Origin of the sequence: Nocardia sp. Root136, from assembly GCF_001427185.1 — a bacterium.
Lineage (GTDB): Bacteria > Actinomycetota > Actinomycetes > Mycobacteriales > Mycobacteriaceae > Nocardia > Nocardia salmonicida.
Map to the genome: position 1 here is coordinate 157322 of NZ_LMFE01000009.1, position 20063 is coordinate 177384.

The following is a 20063-nucleotide window of genomic DNA, read 5'->3' on the forward strand; positions in this document are numbered from 1 at the left end:
TTTCAGTGAACTCTCCCGTGAAATCGGCACTGGTGGTCGGCGCAGGCATCGGCGGTCTCACGGCCGTCGCGGCCCTGCGCAGGGCCGGAATCGATGTCGTGCTGTGCGAGCGCGGCCCGGAACTACGCGCGGCCGGATTCGGCCTGTCGGTGCAGTCCAACGCCATGAACGCACTGCGCACGCTCGACCTCGGCATCGACGAGGAACTGCTGCGCGTCGGCGGACAGGCTCGATCGTTCACCTTCCGCCGACCCGACGGTTCGGACATGCGACGGGTCGACGTGACCGCGATCGACGCCGAATTGGGCGCTCCCGCAGTCGCACTCGCCCGCAAGGACCTCCACGATGTGCTGCTGGCGGCATGCGGCGACGATCTGCGGGTCGAACTCGGCGCCGAGGCGGTCGGCTTCACCGAGACCGCCGACGCGGTGCAGGTCGAGTTCGCCGACGGCCGCACCCTCAGCGCCGATGTACTCATCGGCGCCGACGGCATCAACTCCGCGATCCGCGCCCAGCTGCACGGCACCGAGGCACCACGGCCGGGCAAGTTCGTGTGCTGGCTGGCGCTGGTGCCGTTCGCGCACCCGGCGATCGAGCCGGGCGCCTCGATCCACTACTGGGGCAGGGGCATGCGCTTCGGCATCCACGACATCGGGCACGGCAATGTCTACTGGTGGGCCACCCTGACCACCACCGCCGAGCAGGCCGCCGACTGGCAGCACGGCAAGGACGATCTGCTCAGCAGATTCGCGGACTGGGCACCGGAAATCATCGACATCATCACCGCCACGCCGGAATCCGACATTCTCGCGCTGCCCGCGCAGGACCGGCCGCCGCTGACCGAGTGGGGCAGCGGTCGGGTGACCCTGCTCGGCGACGCCGCCCACCCGATGCTGCCCAGCCTGGGCCAAGGCGCGAACTCGGCGATCGAGGACGCGGTGGTGCTCGCGCACGCGCTGGCCACCCACGACGACGCCCGCACCGCGCTGCGGGTCTACGAACAGCGGCGAATTCCGCGCACCACGATGCTCGTCGACGGATCCCGCAAGCTGGGCCGCCTCGAACAGACCCGCAATCGCGCGCTGATCGTCGTTCGCGACGGCTTCATCGCCAAGGGCAACGAGGCGAAGCTGCAGGCCAGTCTGGCCGAACCGATGACCTGGCCCGGCCTGGGCGATCCGGAACCCGTCGCCACGCTGCCCCGGCCGTTGTCCACCCTCGAACGCTGGCATTGGACCGTGGACCAGGTGGCGCCGCTGCACATCGTGTCGCGGGTGCGCGTCACCGGCGATCTCGACGCGGACGCGATCCGTGCCGGGCTCGCCGCCCTGACTCGGCGGCATCCGATGCTGCGCGCCGTGGTGCGCAGCGAGGACGGCCGTCGGCCACGCTTCGTTCCGATCGCGATGCGGCCGATTCCGTTGCGCGAGGTGACATCCGGGGACTGGACAGCCGAGGCAGACACCGAGTTGCGGACACGATTCGACCCGACGGCACCGCTTCTGCGCGCCACCTTGGTCACCGCCGCGCCCGGCGTCCACGACCTGGTGCTGACCTCCACCTACACCATCGCCGACGCGGTGACCGTGCTGTCGTTCGCCCGGCAGGTGCTCGAACTCGCCGCCGAAGCTGATGGCTGGGTCGCCGAGGTGCCCGCGCCGCCCTCCCCGGAAGCCCTGTTCCCCCGGCCTTTCCAAGGTTGGCGGGGCAAGCGCAAGGCCATCGCCCGGCTGGCGGCCGATGGGTTGCGCGACCTGCGAGTCAAACCGATGCGAGTCAGCGCCGACGCCGAAGTCGCACCCACCCAGCGTTTCACCAAGCTGACGCACCGGGTAGTGGACGGGACCGAGTACCGAGCGCTCCTGGCCGCCTGCGATGAACACGACGTACCGCTGTCGAGTGTGGTCGCCGCCGCACTCGCCCGGGCGGCGGGAAACGATGCCGGTGCGCCGGACGCCCACTTCCCGGTCGGTGTCTCGGTGCTGTTCCGCGAGCAACTCGAGCGACCGCTCGATGCCACCCACACCGGCGCCTACCAGGCGATGATCGCGCTGCCGACGCCGGCAGGACAGCCACTCTGGAAGACCGCCGCCGCGTTCACCACCGACTTCGCGAGTCGTATCGAAGAGCGCCAGCACCTGGCCAACCTGGGTGGAATCGGCTTCATGCTGCCCAAGACACCGGCGCAGCCGGACAAGGTGGTGGGCCTGCTGGACGCTCGTGGGCCGGGCAACCTGTGCCTGACCTTCGTCGACACCCGCGACTTTCCCGCCCGCATCGGTGCATGGGAGGTCTCCGGCGCCGAGGTCGTCTCCGGTATGTCGATCAGCGGTCTGATGATGCTGACCGTCGGCCACGGCACCGACGAATTGTCGCTGAACCTCGGCTATATCGAGGGACTGCTGTCGTCCGAACGCGCGGACGCCTTGATCGACACCCTCGTCGACGCACTGCTCAGCCTGGTTTCCACGCCGGAAGTCGCTGCTGTGCACTGAGTTCCGCGACGAAAGCGATCGTGACCGGACCGGCTACGGCACTTCGGTATCGACACCGAAGTGCCGTAGCGATGCGGATCGAGGCACATCACCGGACGGCGTGGCACCTAGACCGCCTGCACAGAGTCCCGTGAGATCCACGCGAGGAGTTCGTTCTCCACCTCGTCGCGGTTGATCTCGTTGAGGATCTCGTGGCGCGCGTTCAGGTAGACGCGGTAGGTGATGTCGGTGAGCCCGGCATCGCGGTAGCGCTGGACCTGCAGATCACTCAGTCGCGCACCGTCGTTGAGCGGGTCGCTGCCGCCGACCATGACATACAGCGGCAGGTCTGTTCTGATGCCGCGGGGCCGGGCGAGCCGTTCGTTGCCCAGCTTCGCCAGCAAGGCCATATTGACCGCATCGATCTCGAATCCGCACCACGGGTGGGCCAGGTAGGCGTCGACCTGGGCTTCGTCCCGGCTGAGCCAGTCGGCGGGGGTGCGGGTCGGCTGGAATCGGCGGTTGAACAGGCCGAGCAGATCACCTTCGGCGGCGGCGATCTCGACGAACAGTTCGTCCACCGCGGTGGTGCCACACAGGACCGCGGCGTCGACCAGCGCGTCGTGATCGAGCAGGTACTGCTGGACCGCGAACGAGCCGAGGCTGTGCCCGAACAACAGCACCCGCCGCTCGGGGTGGATCTCGCGCAGGATCGTGGTGAGCGCGGTCATGTCCTCGACGAGCAGATTCCAGCCGTTGTCGCCCAGGTCGCCGGGCGCGCCGACCATGCTGTGACCGTGTCCGCGATGGTCGGCGGCGTAGACGGCGTAGCCCAGCGCGACGAGCCGCTCGGCGAGATGGCTGTAGCGCGCGCTGTGTTCGCCCATGCCGTGCGCGATCTGGACCACGCCGGTGACATCGTCGCCGGTGGGCAGCCAGGACCGGACGTGGATGGTCGTGCCGTCACTGCTGAGATAGCTGAACATGAATCACTCCTGTGTGATGCGCTGGCTGATGGCGCGTTTGAGAATCTTGCCGGTCGGCCCGGTCGGCAGGGCATCGAGAACCCACACCTGCCGCGGGTACTTGTAGGCGGCGACCCGGTCGCGAACGAATTCCTGGATCTGCTCGCCGGTCGTGGTCGCGCCGACGCGGAGGGCGACGGCGGCCACGATCTCCTCGCCCAGATGCGCGTCGGCGATCCCGATGACGGCGGCCTGGGTGATCTCGGGGTGCTCGTAGAGCACCTCCTCGATCTCGCGGGGGTACACGTTGTAGCCGCCGCGGATGATCATGTCCTTCTTGCGGTCGACGATGTAGAGGTAGCCGTCCTCGTCGCGGCGGGCGAGGTCACCGGTGCGAAACCAGCCGTCGGGGATCGCCGCGGTGGTGTCGGCGGGACGGCGCCAGTACCCCAGCATCACGTTGGGGCCGCGCACCGCGATCTCGCCGATTCCGTCGATGCTGTCGACGAGTTCGACCTCGACGTCACGGATCGGCGTGCCGATCGAGCCCGGTTTGCGTGGCTTGCCCGCATGGTTGAACGCGACCACCGGACTGGTCTCCGACAACCCGTATCCTTCGAGAATCACACAGCTGAACCGCTTTTCGAAGCCGTGCAACAGCTCCACCGGTAGCGAGGAACCGCCGGAGACGCAGCGGCGCAAGGTCGAGACATCGGCCTCGGCGGCGCCCGGGTCGTGCAGCAGCGCCGAATACATCGTCGGCACACCGGCGAACACGGTGACACCATCGCGCGCGATCGCCTCGAAGACCGCCGCGGGCTCGAAGCGCGGCACCAGGGTCAGGCAGGCGCCGCTGCGAATCGCCGCGTTCATGGCGCAGGTCTGGCCGAAGGTGTGAAACAGCGGCAGACAGCCCAGGATCACGTCGTCGGTGCCGATATCGAGCACGGTCGTGGCATAGATGTCGGCGTTGTGGACCAACCCGGCGTGCGACAGCGCCGCACCCTTGGGCGTGCCGGTGGTGCCGGAGGTGTAGAGGATGACTGCCGGTTCCTCGGCGATGCTCGAGTGATCGGCACGGCGGGGGACGTGTCCGGCGAGCAACTCGGCCAGGAGGTCGGCGTCGATCGTGAGCGCCTTGGTCCCGGCTTCCCGCGCACCATGCGGACCCTCGCCGGGGCCGTCGACCCAGTCGAACAGCAGCACCGCCGCTGAATCCCGCAGGTAATAGGCAACTTCGCGCGATTTGAGCAGCGGGTTCATCGGCACCACCACCGCACCGGAGCGCAGGATGCCGTAGTACAGCACGACGAATTCCGGCACGTTCGGCAGCATCAGCGCCACCCGATCCCCCGGCTCGATGCCACGGTCGTGCAGGAACGCGGCGACCCGAGCGGTGCGCTCCTCGAGCTCGTCGTAGCTCAGCACGGTGGTGTCCGAGCGAAGCGCGGGCCGGTTCGGGTGGCGCAGCGCGGAGTGCAGCAGGTTCTCGCTCAGAGCGGGCATCGGCAGATCCTCGGGACGATAGCGGTCGACAACGCGAAAATCGTCGCACCGCTGTGACGCCGATCCCATGGATCGCCGGACAGCATCGCCGCGAGAGCATTGTCCCCGGGAACAATCGCACCCCCGGTAAGCTGCGGAAATGGTTCGAAAGTCGCCGCCAGGCCCGATCGTCGACGTCGCCGCGGCGCTGCTCGCGCGCATCGACGAACTCGGGCTCCAGCTGGCCGAGCGCTTCCTCGACGAACTCGAGACCTACCGCAACGAGAATCAGGTGCCCTTCGACACGATCCGCACCTCCTGCACCCGCAATCTGACGCTGATGGTGCAGCACTTCACCACCGCCGAACCAGTGGATCCCGAGCCGCCGAAAGAGACCGGCAGGTTGCGCGCCCAGCAGGGCGTGCCGCTGGCCGAGACCCTGCACGCCTTCCGGATCGGGTTCGAATTCCTGTGGTCGGAGCTGGTCGCCGAGGCCAGACGTCATCCGGCGGTCACCGACGCGGTCCTGGTCGACCTGGCGGCCGAGGTGTGGGCGTTGGCGGGCGAGTACTCCGTCGCTGTCGCGGCCGCGTACCGGGAGATGAGCTCGGAGCTCATGCTGCAGCGTGAGCACGAGCGGTCGGTGCTGGTCGAGGCGTTGTTCACCGGCGTGATCGCCGATCCGACCACGCTCGGTGAGGCCACGCGCGTCCTCGGGTTGCCGCCGCGTGGGCGCTACGTGGTGGTCGCCGCCGAGGTCAGCGTCGCGGGCCGGGAGGCGCTGCCCGGCATCGAGACCACGCTGCGCCGTGCCCAGATCACCTCCGCCTGGCGGCTCCGGCCGGATCAGCAGATCGGCGTTCTCGCGCTCCCGGCGAATCGGGAGTCCACCACGCTGGCCGCGCTGCGCAAATACCAGGCGCGGATCGGTATGAGCCCACCGTACGAGTCACTCACCGATACTCCGCAGGCCCTACATTTCGCCCGGCTGGCGGTGGTCGGTCTCGGCGATCGCGCCGCCGGTGTCGCCCGATTCGACGACAATCCGCTGGGCATGGTGGTCGCCGCCGCGCCACTGGAGGCGGCGCACATGGTCGACATGCGCCTGCGCGAGCTACTCGCCCTCCCCCACGACGACCGCCTCCGCCTGCTGGAAACCCTCGAAACCTGGTTCGCCGCAGGCGGTTCGGCGGCCACCACCGGCGAACGCCTCTATCTGCACCCGAATACTGTGCGCTATCGCCTTCGCCATATCGAGAAACTCACCGGCCGCTCCCTTACCGATCCCGCCGCGGTGCGCGACCTCGGTGCGGCGTTGCAGGCGTGGAAGGTTCTGGCCACCGTGCGCGCGGATCCGAGCAGGTGACTGCTCAGGGAACCGCCGGTGGACGCTCGGGGACCAGGAGGGTGCTGATCGCCGAGCCGATGCCGACGGCGTTGTTCTGGTTCGAGTTGGACGTCGGGCCCAGGGTGGCGTAGACGACGACGGTCGTCTCGGTTTTCGTGTCGTAGAAGGCGACGCCGTCGTAGCCGCCGTAGGACGGGTTCATGAACAGCCAGTCGGCGAGATGGACCACGCCGAAGGCGAAGTATTTCTCTGTGGTGAAGGGGCCGAGGCCGGCGGTCGACGGGCCCATCATCTGCTGGAACTGGTCGGGGGTGAGTCGTTCGCCCGTGCCGAGGGCGCGGACCCAGCGGCCGACATCGGCGACGGTGGAGTTCATGTTGCCGCTGTGCAGGAAGGCGGTGGGGTTCCAGAAGGTGGAGTCTTCGAAGAAGTTTCGTTCGTTGGTGTAGCCGTGCAGGATCGGTTCATCGATCTGCGGGTTGAGTACTACTGTGCTGGCGTGCATCCCCAGTGGGATGGTGATGTGTTCGGCGATCAGCTCGCCCAGTGGCTTGCCTGCCGCCTTCTGCAGCACTTCGCCGAGCACGACCAGGTCGCTGTGGGCGTAGGCGAAGCTGGTACCCGGCTCGAACAGTGGTGGACGGGCATTGGCGCGTTCGAGCAGTTGCGGTGCGGTCCATTCGCGGATCGGGTTCTCGCCGAAGATCTTCAGGAACTCCGGCTCGGTCACATAGTCGGAGATCCCGGAGGTGCTGTCGGCGAGCATCCGCGGGGTGATCTTGTCGGCGCGGGGGAACTCGGGCAGCCAGCGAGCGATGGGCTCGTCGAGTTTCAGCACGCCGTGTCCGTCGAGTCGCCACAGGACCGTGGACAGCATGGGTTCCATCGGCTGGCCGACCCGCAATCGCATATCCGTGGTCGCGGGTACACCGAGCGGTGATCCGCCCAGGGCCCCGAGAGCGATCCGATCCTCGCCTCGCCATGCGCCGTAGACCACGGAACTGAGGTCGAGTTCGCTCATCTCGGCGCGCACGATGTCGGCGATTTTCGCCACTTCGGCATTGTCGACCGGCGAGGAGCCGTCGGACTTCTCCTGCGTAGAGCAGCCGCCCGCGGCGATGGCGAGCACGACCGCGAGCACCGCACCTGCTCTGCGGCATCGGCGATGCCTGGGCGACTTGCTCATGACAGAGATCCCTTCGTCGAGGAACGCTCACGATCAGCAGCGATGCCGAATCTACGCCTCCACGGAGCTCAATCGGCTCAGACTCGCGAGCTGTTCGACGCCGCCGAACGCGCCCACCACGAGGTCGGGGACGTGCAGCGTCGGCGGAAAGCCCGTGCGCAGATCACCGCACGGAGCGAATCGGAGCGACGGCGAGCGCCCCCAGCACCGAGAGCACACCACCCAGAACGAACAGCGCTGCGTAGCCGACCAGGCTGACCACCGCCGACGCCACGAACGGCCCGAGAATCTGCGGGCCCGCGCTCGCGATATTCAGCACGCCCATGTCGCGAGCGGCATCCTCGGCCTTGGGCAGCACCATGGTGACCAGGGCAGTGTCAACGGCCATGAAGCAGCCGAAGGCCACGCCGTTGAGCACGGCGAAAGCGAGCATGCCGCCCCAGGTCGGACTGAACACCGGAATGAGCAGCGCCACCGCCGCCAGCAGCGAGGAGATCGCCACGAAGGGTTTGCGCCGGTCCAGCCGGTCGGACAGCACGCCACCGACGATCGTCGACAGCGTCATTCCCACCGCGGAAATGGGCGTGAGGATGGCTACCGCAGTAGCGGGTCTCATGCCCTCTGGCAGCCGGATATGGTCCTGCAGAATGTAGAGTTGGTAGCCGACCACGCAGAAGTAGCCGAGTACGAGCAGCGCACGGCCGATGAACGCCCAGCGGAAGTCGTGCTCGCGCAACACGCTCAAGAAGGCAGTTGCCTGATCACGCAGGGGCACAGGCTGTTTGGGTGCCATTCGTTGTTCGCGCGCACCGGCGGTGAAGATCACCGCCGCCACGGCGACCAACACGCCGAGGGCGAGATAACCGGCGCTGTAACGGTCGGCGACGACAGAGGCCAGCACCACGCCGATCACCGACCCCAGTGGGACGCCGAGACCGACTGCCGCCGAGGCCGTTCCACGGCGTTCGAGGGGCACTCGATCCGGGACGACCGAGGTGATGGCGGCCTGATAGACATTCATCACCGCCTGCCCCACGCACCAGGCGATGGCTACCAGCAGCACGGTGTGCATATTTCCGAGCAGTGCCATAGCGGCGATGGTGCCGAGGCCACCGGCGAGAATCCACGGATTGCGCCGACCGGAGCGATCCGACAATGCACCCGCTATCGGGTTGAACACGGTGGCGAAGACCGCGGCGACACCGGCGACCAGCCCGAGGTTGGCGATCTTGTTCGCCGGGTCGATGTGCTCGATCTGCAGGGGCAGCAGCACACCACCGACACCGGAGTACAGCGCGTACATCGCGGCATTGCCGACGAAGAGAAGAGGCAGCAGGCCCTTGGTGGGAGCGTTTGCAGTAGAAGGTGTTTCGTCGACAGAGAAATTGGCATCAGTGTTCGCCACGGTGAAATCCAGGGTGTGAGAGAAAGCGTGAACAGGAAGTTCGCCGCGGCTTCATCGAGAACGATCGACGCGAAGGTCCCTCGCCTCAGCCCACCTCGTCATCCCGGGACTGCGTGGCCGGGACGACGAGGTGGCTCGCCACAGAGACGAGGGGTGTATCAGCTGATTTCAGCGGTGAGCGGGAGTGCGGATACCGACGTGCCGACGTGCAGGGTGAATGCACCCGGTTCGACGTCCCAACCCTGGTCGGTCCAGTGCTCGAAGGCCCGCTGTGGCAATTCGACGGTGGCGGTGACGGTTTCGCCCGCGTCGGCCTCGACCGCGGCGAAGCCCGCGAGCCACCGCACCGGACGGTCGATGGCGCTGTCCGCGCGCGACAGGTACGCCTGCACCACTTGGCGGCCCGAACGCTCGCCGATATTGCGGACGGTGACGGTGGCGGTGTGACCGCTCACGGTCAGGTCCACCAGTTCCCAACTGGTGTAGCCGAGCCCGTGCCCGAACGGATAGGCCGGAGTTACCCCGGATTTCAGCCAGGCGCGATAGCCGATGTGAATGCCCTCGGTGTAGGGCAGGGTGTTGTCGGCGGCGGGCTTGGTGTCCAGAACCGGCACGTCGGTCATGACCTTGGGCCAGGTGGTGGGCAGACGGCCGCCGGGCTCGGTCGCACCGGTGAGGACATCGGCGAGCGCATCACCGAATTCCTGGCCCGGGAACCACGAAAGCAGGACGGCGGCGACATCGTCACGCCACGGCATCTCCACCGGCGCACCGGAATTGACGACCACGACCGTGCGCGGGTTCACCGCGGCCACCGCCGCCACCAGTTCGTTCTGGCGGCCGGGCAGCGACAGATCCTTGCGGTCGTAACCCTCGGATTCGATCGCCTCGGTGGTTCCGACCACGACCACAGCGACGTCGGAGGTGCGCGCCAGTTCCACCGCGGCAGCGAACTCTTCGTCGGCGGAGCGGCGCGGGCGACCGATGCCGAAGGTGAGGCCCATGGCGGGCAGACCCTTGTCGAGCGCGGGAACCAGTTCGATGAGCACATCGACCTCTTCGCCCTCGGCCAGAGTGCGGCTGACCCAGCGCTGCGGCGGATTCAGCAGCATCTCGACCGGATCGCCGCCCTCGGGGAAGACGGTCTCGCTGTGCACGGTCTCACCGTCGAGCTCCAGACGCAGCGTGCCGACGCCCGCGTAGCCGATCCGCCACTCCCCCGCCGCATCGGCACGAAGCCGACCACGGATCTCGAAGGACTTGGCCTGCACGGCGAAGGGTGTGCCGAAGAGCATGAGATTGCCCGCGGTGCGGTGCTCGGAATTCAAGACCGTCTCACCGTCGAGGAAGCGCAGGTTCACGCCCGCCGTACCGGTCTCCGGATCGGTGACCAGATCCAGCGGCACCGCGATCATGTTCTCGTTGAGGTGAACGCCCGGCGTGTACACCACCGGCAGCACCTCGCGCAGGCCCTGCAGCGGCGAACTCGTGTGTGATGGAACGACTGTCGAGCTACCACCGCCACCGAAGCGCGGCTCCGCGGCGGCCGCGCCCAGCAGGGCGACCTGGGTGGGCTTGCCCAGCGGCAGCACGCCGTCGTTGGTGGCGAGCACCATCGCTTTGGCGGCCGCGTCTCGAACCAACCGGCGCGCCGCTTCATCGGTGAAAGCCGGTGTTCGCCGCGGGGTTCCGTTCAGCGCGCCCACTCGCTGCGCGAATCGCAGTATGCGGCGGACCTTTTCGTCGATCGCGGTCTCGGGCACCGTACCGCTGCGCACGGCCTCGATCAGCGGCGCGGCCCAGAGTTCCCACGGGCCCGGCATGGCCAGGTCGGTACCCATGGCGGCGCCCTCGGTGGAGCGCACGGCAGTCCAGTCCGAGACCACCACACCGTCGAAGCCCCACTCGCCCTTCAAAGGCTCATCCAGCAACGGGTTTTCGGTCATGGTGGCGCCGTTGACGGAGTTGTACCCGTCCATGATCATCCACGCGCCCGCGTCCACGGATCGTTCGAACGGGTAGAGGTACAGCTCGCGCAGGGTGCGATCGTCGACGATCACATCGGCGGTGAAGCGCTCGGTTTCGGAGTCGTTGGCCACGTAGTGCTTCGGGCACGCGCTGACGCCGTGATCCTGGACGCCGGTCACATAGGCGGCGGCCATCTCAGCGGTGAGCATCGGATCCTCGGAGAAGCATTCGAAATGCCGTCCGCCGAGCGGGGACCGGTGCAGGTTGATGGTCGGGCCGAGCACCGCGTACACGTTCTTGCGGCGCGCCTCGGCGGCGATGAGCCCACCGATCTCGGCGAGCAGCTCGCGATCCCAGGTGGCGCCCAGCGCCGAACCGGACGGCAGGCTCACCGAGGGGTCGCGCTCGTCCCAGGTCTCGCCGCGCACACCGGAGGGACCGTCGGACACAGGCATCTCGGTCAGGCCGATGCTCTCGTCACCGGCGAAGCGGAAGACATTGGATCCGGAGATGAGCCGGATCTTGGCCTCCAGGTCCAGCTTTTCCAGCAGCTCTTCGATGTTGTCGCTCATGCCAGCTCTTTCCAGAAGTTCACCAGATCGGCGGCTACCTGTGCGGGGACGTCCTCGTTCGGCACATGTCCGATACCCGGGTACACCGCGGTCTCGGCCCGCAGCCGGCGAGCGAAGTTTTCGTGGACCTCGGGATCCCACAGATCGTTCGTGTCGCCATAGGCGATGAGCAACGGCACGCCGGCATCGCGCAGCGCGGCGGGATCAGCCAGCGGCGGGGTCTCCATGCATTTCAGAATGCCGAGAATGTTCGCCTTCTTGGTCTGCACGAGGCGGTTGTGCAGGAATTCGGCGCGCTCGGGCGACGGGGTCTGCCCGGCGGCGTCCATGGCATCGCTCATCTGCTGCCAGAGAAACTCCTGGCCGGCGGACTCCACCACCTGCGCCACGAGCTGTGGCGGCGAGAACTTGATGTCCTCGACCGAGGAGGGGCCCGAGGCCAGCAGCGTGAGGCTGCGGAATCGCGTGGGCTCGTCGACCAGGCTGACACGGGAGACGTAACCGCCGAAGGAGTGCCCCACCAGGTGCACGGGCGCGTCCGGCGAGACCTGATCGACAACACCGCGCAGGTCGGCGACGAAATCGGCCATCGTGTAGCCGGCGATATCGTCGGGTCCCTCGGACTGCCATTGGCCGCGCTGGTCGTAGGCGATCGCGCGATAACCGGCCGCCGCGAGCAGCGGGAGCATGAGTTCGAAGTCTTCCTTGGAACCGGTGAAGCCGGGCACCAGCACCACGGTGCCGAGGTTCGGCGTACCGAGGGGCGGGTTGACCTCCCATCCGGCGAGCGCACCCGCACCCCCTCGCAGCGTGATCGATTCGATCGGCATCTCGGTGCCCTGAGTCATCGGCTGTCCTTCCTCGCACGTCCCGTCTCGGTACGGCTGGCACGAGTGTGCCAGCGGACAACCAGTCTACCGAGTGGTCACTCGGTACTGTTACCTGTTCGTTATCTCGCTGGTTTTGCTGGTTCCCCCGTTCGACTACTGTCGCTGCTCATGACGCCGCATCCCCAACGCCGGAGACGGGGCGAGGACCGCCGCGCGCAGATCATCGACCAGGCCCTCGGGAGCTTCGCCGAGAACGGCTACCACAACTCCTCCATCGCCGACATCGCCACGCGCTGCGGACTTTCCCAGCCCGGCCTGCTGCACTACTTCCCGAACAAGGCGGCCCTCCTCGCCGCGGTCCTGGATTACCGCGATCGCCTCGACTACGACCGCCTCGGCATGAACCGCCAACTGCGCGGCAAAGAAGCCTTGCAACAACTGGTCCAGCTGGTCGAGCACAACATGCACGTCCCCGGCCTCGTCCAACTCTTCACCGTGGTCACCAGCGAAGCAGTCACCAGCGACCACCCCGCCCGCGCCTGGGTGGTCAATCGCTACCGCATCCTGGAGACCTACCTGGCCGGCGCCCTCGATGGCGGCGTCACCGACGGCACCTTCCGCCCCGACATCGATACCGCCGCCGTAGCCCGTCAGATCTCGGCCATGATGGACGGCCTGCAACTGCAATGGCTCCTCGACCCCGAGCGCGTCGACATGGCAGAGCTCTTCCGCACCTACATCGACGACTTGACCACCCGACTGTCGACGTCATCCTGCTGAGCGGATCGATGCCATCGCCGTTCGTTCGTCGGTCGGCCGCACCGCGCGCGATCGGAAGTAGTTCCTGGGTCCATGTCGGCGGGATCGGGCAACTCCGAGAACCAGAGGTGTATCCAGCAAACGCGCATTCGTCGCGCCCGTCCCGATGCGCGGGGTTCGAGCTGCCGTTTGATCTGGCAAGCTCTAAAAACTGGGTGCGTCGCCCGCGGAACTCCACGACAGCGTTCGGGTTTCGGGAGTGTCAGGGCTGCAGGTACAGCCGCTCGTTGGGCAGGCGGGGCAATCCGCCGCAGTGGCCGGCGTAGACGGCGACGGTGCCGGGGCGGCGAGCGGTCACATCGCAGACGAACACCAGCGCGGCAGTCAGGCACGCGGCGAAATCTATTCGCACACTGGGAAACTGGACCGCGAGATGGATGTCGGGTTCATCAGGGCACGGTGACCGACCGCCGTTGTTCATCACCGGGCCTGCCTCGAGGTCGATTGCGCGCATTCGATCACCACGGCCCCCGACGGGCGGAACACGCTGGTAGCTGGAGACACCCACGTGCGGACCATCAGCGGGTCCGGCATTGGGGACGGCAACGCGATATCGCCATCGCGGATCACCACCACCCGCGCCTCCCACAACCGCGCCACTTCGGCGGGGTCACCGATCGGCCGAATATCAGCCCTGACCAAGAAGGTCCACACGTCCGCACGTGGATGACCGATGATCGACAGCGGAGCAACCCCACGAATGTCGAGGCTGGTTTTGACCCGATGAGCCAACGATGTCGGCATCATCACTGCCCCTATCAACCCGGCCCTCATGGTGATCCGTCCCGTGCAGGGGTCGAGCACAGTGGGCAGGCAACACACGCTCCGATAGAACTCACAGCGCGATCGGGGGGTTTCGGCGTATGCCGAGATAGGCAGGCTGGTATGGGTCATCGGGACTCCTCGGGCAGCCCGGATGCAGGAGCGGTTGGCTCGCTGGCTTCGGCCGCGAGTGTGGTCGGCGTACTCGTGAGCCACCCGGCCTCCCGCATAGCTTCGAGTGTTCGGCGAAGTTCGGGCAAAGACTCCGCGGGCGCAACGGGGACAGGGCTTATCATCGCGAGCCCTGCCTTTCCGAGCGACACTGCCCGACCGTTACCCGCCACTGGGCGTGCCGGTTCCGAAAGGCGTCACCGTTGCGGCGCAACGAATTCAGAGCACGAGCTACTCGCCACGGAGACATGTTCAGGTTGCGGGCGATCGTGTCGGCGGTGAGCAGACCACCCGGGGCGAGGACATCGAGCACCCGTTGCTCGACATCGGTCAGATCCTCCCTGCTCATCGGCCCCCCTTGATAGTCACGGTGGCAACGTTGCGAGTCGGGTCGGCCCATAAACGGTCGGCAACACGCCGCCTCTTGTCGGGCGCTGATGAGTGCACGAAGACCGTCATAGCTGCTGACTCCTATGAAGAAGGTGGTTGCTGCTAATCACCCTCCCAGCAGGTCACGGGCCTTCACACCTGCTGGGCGGTACAAGCGCCAACGGGTTTTTGGGTAGCTTGACCTGCGAAGATATGGTGAATTACGCAAGTTGCCCATTGCGATGGGTAATCTTCCTGGCAACTACTGCTCCTGGGGTGAAGGGCTGTCGGTCATGGGAACGTCGTCGAGGTCACCGGGCGCGAACGCACGCATGAGCCACCAGATGAGTCCACAGGCGCGCGGTCGTGAGCTGGCCGCGCAGGGCAAGAAGCTGTGGACCGAGTTGGGGTCGGTGAAAGGCGCGGCGGCTGAGCTGATGGCCCGGTACCCAGACGTGCCGAGTTTGCAGGCGTACCGCTATGCGGCGGGCCTATCCCAGGATCAGGCGGCAGCGCGCTATAACGACGTGACGGGAAACCAAACCAGCCTTGGTGGCACATCGGTCAATGCCTGGGAGTCCTGGGCGCGTCGCAGGGGGCAGGGTTCTCCGCCTCCGATGTCAGGTTTGCTGATCTTGTGCGCAGCCTACGGACGGGGGCCACTGGGGGTCGCGGAGGAGAGCATCAGCCCAACAGAGCTCATCGCCGAAGCCTACGAGCGGCTGCCTATCGAAGATCAGCTAGCGCTGAAAACCTTTACACAGGAGAAGGTTCCAGCCGGTGGACAAAAATCGGCACTTGAGCATGGTGCGATATGGAGTCAGTCCCCCGCCCCACACATTCGAGGAGGTCAAGTCGGCCCGGAGTTCATATTGACGGTTCCAACTGTCGAATACGGGAACCCCGAGGTAGATGTGTTCACCCTACCCAATCCTCAGCCAGGCAGATTGATCGATCTCACTTGGGAGACCTTCGGGTATGGGGTGGAACGCTTGTCGCAACAGATTAAGAACCTGGGCAAACGCCTAGATATGGATATCTGCTTCGGAGTCAATGAGGCCGGTTTGGTTATGGCAACATTCCTTGCTTCATCCCGATTTTCCCGATGTCGAATCGGGTACTTGCGGTGCAACAAAATGCGTGACGGCATAGACCTAGATAGTGCATCTTTCTACCCGGAAGCCAAAGACGCTCCTACGATTGTCATCTGCGATTTCGAGGTCAAGCACGCCGACGTAATCGGCTACCTCACCCGGCAACTGCGCGACCGCTACCCCAAGGCCGAGCTGTATTTCGCCGTCTTTGGCGCAATGACCAAAGACCGCCGATTGGACGTCGATAGCTTCGATGACCTGACCGGCGCTAAGATTATGCGTGCGGCAGAATTCGAAGCCATTTTCATTGCCGCAACGATGGGCCCGCCCGGCATTGAACCACCATTGGAGTTGCGCTAGATTCGAGCAAAGGTGACCTTCGCATGAGTGATCAGAACACGACCGAGCTGGCGCAGCACATTACCGGCATGGTGACAACCATGATGGCCGAGATACGGCCCCGCCTGGTGGAAGCCGCACTGACAGGGCGCCGCTCGGAGACTGAAAATGTCCGCCACGAGGACAACTTCTTGTCGGAGTACGACTTGTGGATGCACCGACGCTACAAGGAACTTCTGTCCGAGTATTTACCGTCATTCATATACGCATCGGAAGAGGCCGATCCGCAAGTCATTGGAAGTGACTCGGAACCAGACTTGTGCGTCCTCGTCGATCCGTTGGATACAAGCGAATTGGCCGTTCGATCCCTGCACGGCTACACCCACATCATGGTCTACTCACGGTCGCTGAAGCGACCTATCATTGCGGTAGTCGGCGACATTTTTCATCATGTTCAGTTATACGTGGCCCTGCGAGAAAGCGATGGTTCCGATCGCGCCTTTATGGTCACTGCGAGCGGAGACCGCCACACGCTGAACAGGCCTTCGAACGCCCGACTTTCCCATGCGCTGGTTACGAACTACATGATGCGCCCAGATGAGCGATTTCACCCCTTGGCAAAGCAGCAACGATTTTTTGATGCGCTGAGCGCGGCATCGGACGATGGTAAAAGAAGAGGGCGCATCGGGGTTGATTTCGGCTCTGCCAGTCTGTGCCACGTCGCTGCCGGATTCACTGATGCAACCGTGGAGTTCGCCAAGGGATTTGCCGTTTGGGATCTGTCGCCCGGACATTACATTCTGCATGCAGCCGGGGGCGTGGCGATCGATCTTGATGGTAATCCGATCCCGCTGGATTGCGGACTCAACAGCGCGCCCGAGATCAACAAGACGATGGGTACACGCCGGAAGTTCATCGCCGCCGGCAATCGAGCCCTCGCAGATGAGATACGCGAATCCATTCAGCAGTGACCTCGGGCGTCACTTCGACTGGCCTACCAGTCGATTCCGTGACCGGCGTTGGGCCCCGGCAGTCCGCCGAACGCCGCCCTGCCACGGCAGGGCGGGCCCGGGTCGTCGGCCACAAGGCGTGCAAACCGGAGCCGGGCTGCCCGCAGAAGTTGTTCACGCTCATGGAGAAGAGTTGGTCGCCGGACGTATTGCTCGATGAGCTGATCAGTCTCCGATGCAGCTTGCTCCTTTGATACCGACGGCGAGTTCGGACCCATCGGCGGAGACAACGGAGACGCTGTTCACGTCCTCGGTGTAGGCGACAGTCGCTGCTGCGGTACAGATTCGGAGTGCGGTCTGAGCACCGGTCGGATCGTCGGCCAGGTTCGTCTCGATGTCGACGGCGGTGCATTGGCCGGTTACCGAGACTCCGGTGATGGCGAACTCGGAAACGGCGTTCCTGATCTGATCGACGTCGCCGCACCCGTCGCCGGTCGGCTGGAGACTCGCAGGAGACGACGCTGATGCCGGTACCCCGGTCGAGGTGTCCGATGTGCTCGCGCACGCGGCCGACATGCCCAGTGCCGCAAAGACAACGAACCATCGCAACGCATCGTAGGGACTGCTCATCACATGGTCTGCGCGTCGATGAGCGTGCCGGTCGCGTGTAGGACATCGAGATGCTCTACCACCGGCTCGCCCGGGCGGTGGCCGGCGAAGGCGGTGTCGACGGCGGGATGGATGCGATCTTCGAAGGCACGAGAGCAGTGCGCCTCGGATTCCCACACGTCGATGTAGCGCAGCCCGCCGTCGGCGCGGCGCACGCACAGGTGGAGGAGCGAGCCATCGAGCGGCTCGGGGCCGAGCTCTTCGATGATCCGGCGGTAGAGCTCCTCACCGATAGGGACGTCTTGAATGTAGGCGTAGACCATGGCGGTATCCCTTCTGAATTGATCCGAATCTGGTTCGGATCAATAGTGGGTAGGATAAGCGTCCATGGACGAGAACGTCAAGGTCGGCAAGCGTCGATACAACGCTCCGCGGCGCGCCGCGCAGGCGGCGGATACGCGTCATGCGATCCTCGACGCCGCGCGGCGCTTGTTCGTTCAGAACGGGTACGTCGCCACCACCGTGAGCGAGATCGCCACGGAGGCCGGCGTTTCCGTCGACACTGTCTATGCGTCCATCGGTCGCAAACCGGTGCTGCTCCGAGAGCTCGTCGAGACCGCCCTCTCCGGCACGGACCAAGCGATTCCGGCCCGGCAGCGGGAGTACGTTCGCGCGATCGGTGAGGCGAGATCGGCCGAGGACAAGATCGCGATCTACGCCCACGCGCTGGCCGCGATCCAGCAACGGCTCGCGCCGATCTTCCTTGCCCTGCGCGATGCCGCGACGACCGACGCGTCCTGCGCCCGGGTATGGGCGGAAATCGGCGATCGACGGGCCGCCAACATGCGCGAGTTCGCGGCCGACCTGCGCAGCACGGGGCAGCTGCGCGAGGATCTGTCCGACGACGAGGTAGCCGACATCCTCTGGAGCATGAACGCGACCGAATATTGGGTGCTCCTTGTCGGCGAACGCCGTTGGACGGCAGAGCGCTTCCGGGACTGGATTGTCGACGCATGGACCCGCTCGCTGTTGACTGACCCCGAAGCGCCCCACGCCTGAGCCGGTACTGCCGCCTGTCCCGAGCCCGCGTTCGGAGACTGTCGAGGTGGCGGCCGTGTGCCATGATCGGCAGGTGAACAATGGGGGCGATTTCGCATTCGATCGAGCCGAGTTCGATCAGCTCGTCGGCTCGTTGCGCGCGGAGTTGCACGTGCACTGCTATCGGCTCCTCGGCTCGGTGCACGACGCCGACGATGCCTTGCAAGAGGCGATGCTGCGCGCCTGGCGTTCCCGCGCGAATCTCACCGACCCGCAGAAGTTCCGGCCGTGGCTGTACAAGATCGCTACGAACCGGTGCCTGACCATGCTCGAGCAGCGCGGACGCCGGGAACTGCCGATGGACAGCGCACCGAATGAGCTTGCGGCCGAACGGCTCTGGCTCGAACCCTTTCCTGGTCTCGGTGCGGGTGAGCCGGGACCGGAGGCTCGCTACACGGCGAGGGAGGCCGTGGAATTAGCTTTTGTGGCCATGATCCAGCAGCTACCAGGACTCCAGCGCGGTGTCTTGATCCTGCGCGATGTCCTCGGCTTCACCGCACACGAGACAGCTGAATTGCTCGACGTGACCGTCGCGTCGGCCAACAGTGCCCTGCAACGCGCTCGAGCGCACGCCGAACAAAACGCTTCCACTCCGTCACAAGACCCGGGTGATCCGCGGACTCGCCACCTCGCCCAGCGCTACGCGGCCGCGTGGGAGGCTGCCGACGTGGACGGCATCGTCGAACTGCTCGCCGCCGACGCCAGGTACGCCATGCCACCACTACCCGGATGGTATGCCGGGCAGGCGGCCATCCGAGACTTCCTGGTGGCCGAGCCGTTGCGCTGGCGCTGGCGTTTCCTGCCCACCGTGGCCAATGGCCAACCAGCCTTCGGCACCTATTCGTGGGATGCCGAGAGCCGCGTTTTCACTGCCATGGCACTCGATGTGCTGGTGGTGCGCGACGGCGCGATCACCGACGTGGTGTCGTTCCTCGACCCGACGCTCTTCCCCCGTTTCGACCTTCCGTGCACCGTGTCCGACTGATTTCCCGCCCGACGATTATTTCGGCACCCATCGCAGGGTCATATGGGCAGTGGGACGTTCCCACCGGCCGAGACCCGAGCGCCTCGGCACATCGAAGGGAGACCGACATGTCGGAAGACCAGGCCCGGATCCGCACACTGGTACACGCGTGGGCGAGCGCCATCCGCGACCGCGACCTCGACCGCGTACTGGCCGACCACACCGCCGACATCGTCATGTTCGATGTTCCGCCGCCGCAGAACGGGGTCCGCGGCATCGACGCCTACCGGGAAACCTGGCCCCCCTTCTTTAAATGGCTGGCGCGCGGCGCGGAGTTCGACATCGTCGAACTCGACGTGACCGCAGGAGCCGACGTCGCCTACGCGAACGCTCTGCTGCGCTGCGGTACTCCAGAAGACTTTGCCGCACAACCGGATACACGATTGCGTCTCACTCTTGGCCTTCGCAAGGACCACGGACGCTGGGTTGTCGCGCACGAACACCACTCGTTCCCGGACACAACCGTCACAGACCCGCAGCCGTCTCAGGGCCCGAGACTATGAGTACTACACGGGCACCCTCGAAGACTCCCGTCAGCTCTACGGCGGTCTGACGGGCCGCCAGACCGGCCACGGCCCGGCCGGGGCCGTAGCCG

Annotated in this window: 19 protein-coding genes; 8 read left to right on the plus strand and 11 right to left on the minus strand. The window is 65.9% G+C overall.

Annotated features, from left to right (window positions below):
* The first annotated feature begins 5 nt into the window (after window positions 1–5).
* On the plus strand, window positions 6–2495 hold the full coding sequence (locus ASD42_RS33505; RefSeq protein WP_162256230.1) for an FAD-dependent monooxygenase: 2490 nt from the start codon (window positions 6–8) through the stop codon (window positions 2493–2495).
* Window positions 2496–2602: 107 nt separating this feature from the next.
* Here the strand turns inward: ASD42_RS33505 and ASD42_RS24045 are convergent, their stop codons facing one another.
* On the minus strand, window positions 2603–3460 hold the full coding sequence (locus ASD42_RS24045) for an alpha/beta fold hydrolase (RefSeq protein ID WP_056820763.1): 858 nt from the start codon (window positions 3458–3460) through the stop codon (window positions 2603–2605).
* A gap of 3 nt (window positions 3461–3463) precedes the next feature.
* A complete protein-coding gene (locus ASD42_RS24050; protein WP_056820976.1) occupies window positions 3464–4945 on the minus strand; it encodes a long-chain-fatty-acid--CoA ligase in 1482 nt (493 codons plus the stop codon).
* Window positions 4946–5084: 139 nt separating this feature from the next.
* Here ASD42_RS24050 and ASD42_RS24055 point away from each other — a divergent pair, with 139 nt between their 5' ends.
* Entirely contained in the window at window positions 5085–6290 is a 1206-nt protein-coding gene (locus ASD42_RS24055) for a PucR family transcriptional regulator (RefSeq protein WP_056820764.1), read from the plus strand.
* Between the two features lie 4 nt (window positions 6291–6294).
* Here ASD42_RS24055 and ASD42_RS24060 read toward each other — a convergent pair whose 3' ends face one another.
* The 4 genes from ASD42_RS24060 to ASD42_RS24075 all read right to left on the minus strand — a co-directional run bounded on the left by ASD42_RS24060 (window position 6295) and on the right by ASD42_RS24075 (window position 12305).
* Window positions 6295–7458 carry a serine hydrolase domain-containing protein gene (locus ASD42_RS24060; protein ID WP_056820765.1) on the minus strand — a complete coding sequence of 388 codons (1164 nt, stop codon included), beginning with the start codon at window positions 7456–7458 and terminating at the stop codon, window positions 6295–6297.
* A gap of 163 nt (window positions 7459–7621) precedes the next feature.
* Entirely contained in the window at window positions 7622–8863 is a 1242-nt protein-coding gene (locus ASD42_RS24065; RefSeq protein ID WP_056820766.1) for an MFS transporter, read from the minus strand.
* 158 nt (window positions 8864–9021) lie between these two features.
* On the minus strand, window positions 9022–11403 hold the full coding sequence (locus ASD42_RS24070) for a beta-glucosidase family protein (RefSeq protein ID WP_056820767.1): 2382 nt from the start codon (window positions 11401–11403) through the stop codon (window positions 9022–9024).
* A complete protein-coding gene (locus ASD42_RS24075) occupies window positions 11400–12305 on the minus strand; it encodes an alpha/beta fold hydrolase (RefSeq protein WP_327153459.1) in 906 nt (301 codons plus the stop codon). Before ASD42_RS24075 ends, ASD42_RS24070 begins: the two co-directional genes overlap by 4 nt.
* Before the next feature lie 96 nt (window positions 12306–12401).
* Between ASD42_RS24075 and ASD42_RS24080 the strand changes: the two genes are divergently transcribed.
* Entirely contained in the window at window positions 12402–13013 is a 612-nt protein-coding gene (locus ASD42_RS24080) for a TetR/AcrR family transcriptional regulator (RefSeq protein ID WP_056820770.1), read from the plus strand.
* Between the two features lie 241 nt (window positions 13014–13254).
* Here ASD42_RS24080 and ASD42_RS24085 read toward each other — a convergent pair whose 3' ends face one another.
* From ASD42_RS24085 to ASD42_RS34535, 3 genes are all read right to left on the minus strand, one after another.
* The gene (locus ASD42_RS24085; RefSeq protein ID WP_156677560.1) at window positions 13255–13506 is read right to left on the minus strand and encodes a hypothetical protein; all 252 of its coding nucleotides are present in this window, start codon (window positions 13504–13506) and stop codon (window positions 13255–13257) included.
* Entirely contained in the window at window positions 13473–13946 is a 474-nt protein-coding gene (locus tag ASD42_RS24090; RefSeq protein ID WP_063893725.1) for a hypothetical protein, read from the minus strand. The genes ASD42_RS24085 and ASD42_RS24090 overlap by 34 nt, the downstream gene beginning before the upstream one ends.
* Window positions 13947–14106: 160 nt before the next feature.
* Window positions 14107–14334: a hypothetical protein gene (locus tag ASD42_RS34535; protein WP_156677561.1), complete on the minus strand. Its 228-nt coding sequence runs from the start codon at window positions 14332–14334 to the stop codon at window positions 14107–14109.
* A 364-nt stretch (window positions 14335–14698) separates the two neighbouring features.
* Between ASD42_RS34535 and ASD42_RS24095 the strand changes: the two genes are divergently transcribed.
* Together ASD42_RS24095 and ASD42_RS24100 are read left to right on the plus strand one after the other, a co-directional pair.
* Window positions 14699–15808: a hypothetical protein gene (locus ASD42_RS24095; RefSeq protein WP_156677562.1), complete on the plus strand. Its 1110-nt coding sequence runs from the start codon at window positions 14699–14701 to the stop codon at window positions 15806–15808.
* 23 nt (window positions 15809–15831) lie between these two features.
* Window positions 15832–16758 (plus strand): inositol monophosphatase family protein, encoded by a 927-nt coding sequence (locus ASD42_RS24100; protein WP_056820775.1) that lies wholly within the window; start codon window positions 15832–15834, stop codon window positions 16756–16758.
* A gap of 204 nt (window positions 16759–16962) precedes the next feature.
* On the opposite strand, the gene ASD42_RS24105 is transcribed toward ASD42_RS24100, so the two are convergent.
* Together ASD42_RS24105 and ASD42_RS24110 are read right to left on the minus strand one after the other, a co-directional pair.
* Window positions 16963–17367: a hypothetical protein gene (locus tag ASD42_RS24105; protein WP_056820777.1), complete on the minus strand. Its 405-nt coding sequence runs from the start codon at window positions 17365–17367 to the stop codon at window positions 16963–16965.
* Entirely contained in the window at window positions 17367–17669 is a 303-nt protein-coding gene (locus ASD42_RS24110; RefSeq protein WP_056820778.1) for a hypothetical protein, read from the minus strand. Before ASD42_RS24110 ends, ASD42_RS24105 begins: the two co-directional genes overlap by 1 nt.
* Window positions 17670–17733: 64 nt before the next feature.
* Between ASD42_RS24110 and ASD42_RS24115 the strand changes: the two genes are divergently transcribed.
* The 3 genes from ASD42_RS24115 to ASD42_RS24125 all read left to right on the plus strand — a co-directional run bounded on the left by ASD42_RS24115 (window position 17734) and on the right by ASD42_RS24125 (window position 19971).
* Window positions 17734–18405, plus strand: coding sequence for a TetR/AcrR family transcriptional regulator (locus ASD42_RS24115; protein WP_056820779.1), 672 nt, complete (start codon window positions 17734–17736; stop codon window positions 18403–18405).
* A gap of 73 nt (window positions 18406–18478) precedes the next feature.
* The gene (locus ASD42_RS24120; RefSeq protein WP_056820978.1) at window positions 18479–19429 is read left to right on the plus strand and encodes an RNA polymerase subunit sigma-70; all 951 of its coding nucleotides are present in this window, start codon (window positions 18479–18481) and stop codon (window positions 19427–19429) included.
* A gap of 107 nt (window positions 19430–19536) precedes the next feature.
* Window positions 19537–19971 (plus strand): YybH family protein, encoded by a 435-nt coding sequence (locus ASD42_RS24125; protein ID WP_056820780.1) that lies wholly within the window; start codon window positions 19537–19539, stop codon window positions 19969–19971.
* Window positions 19972–20063 lie beyond the last annotated feature (92 nt).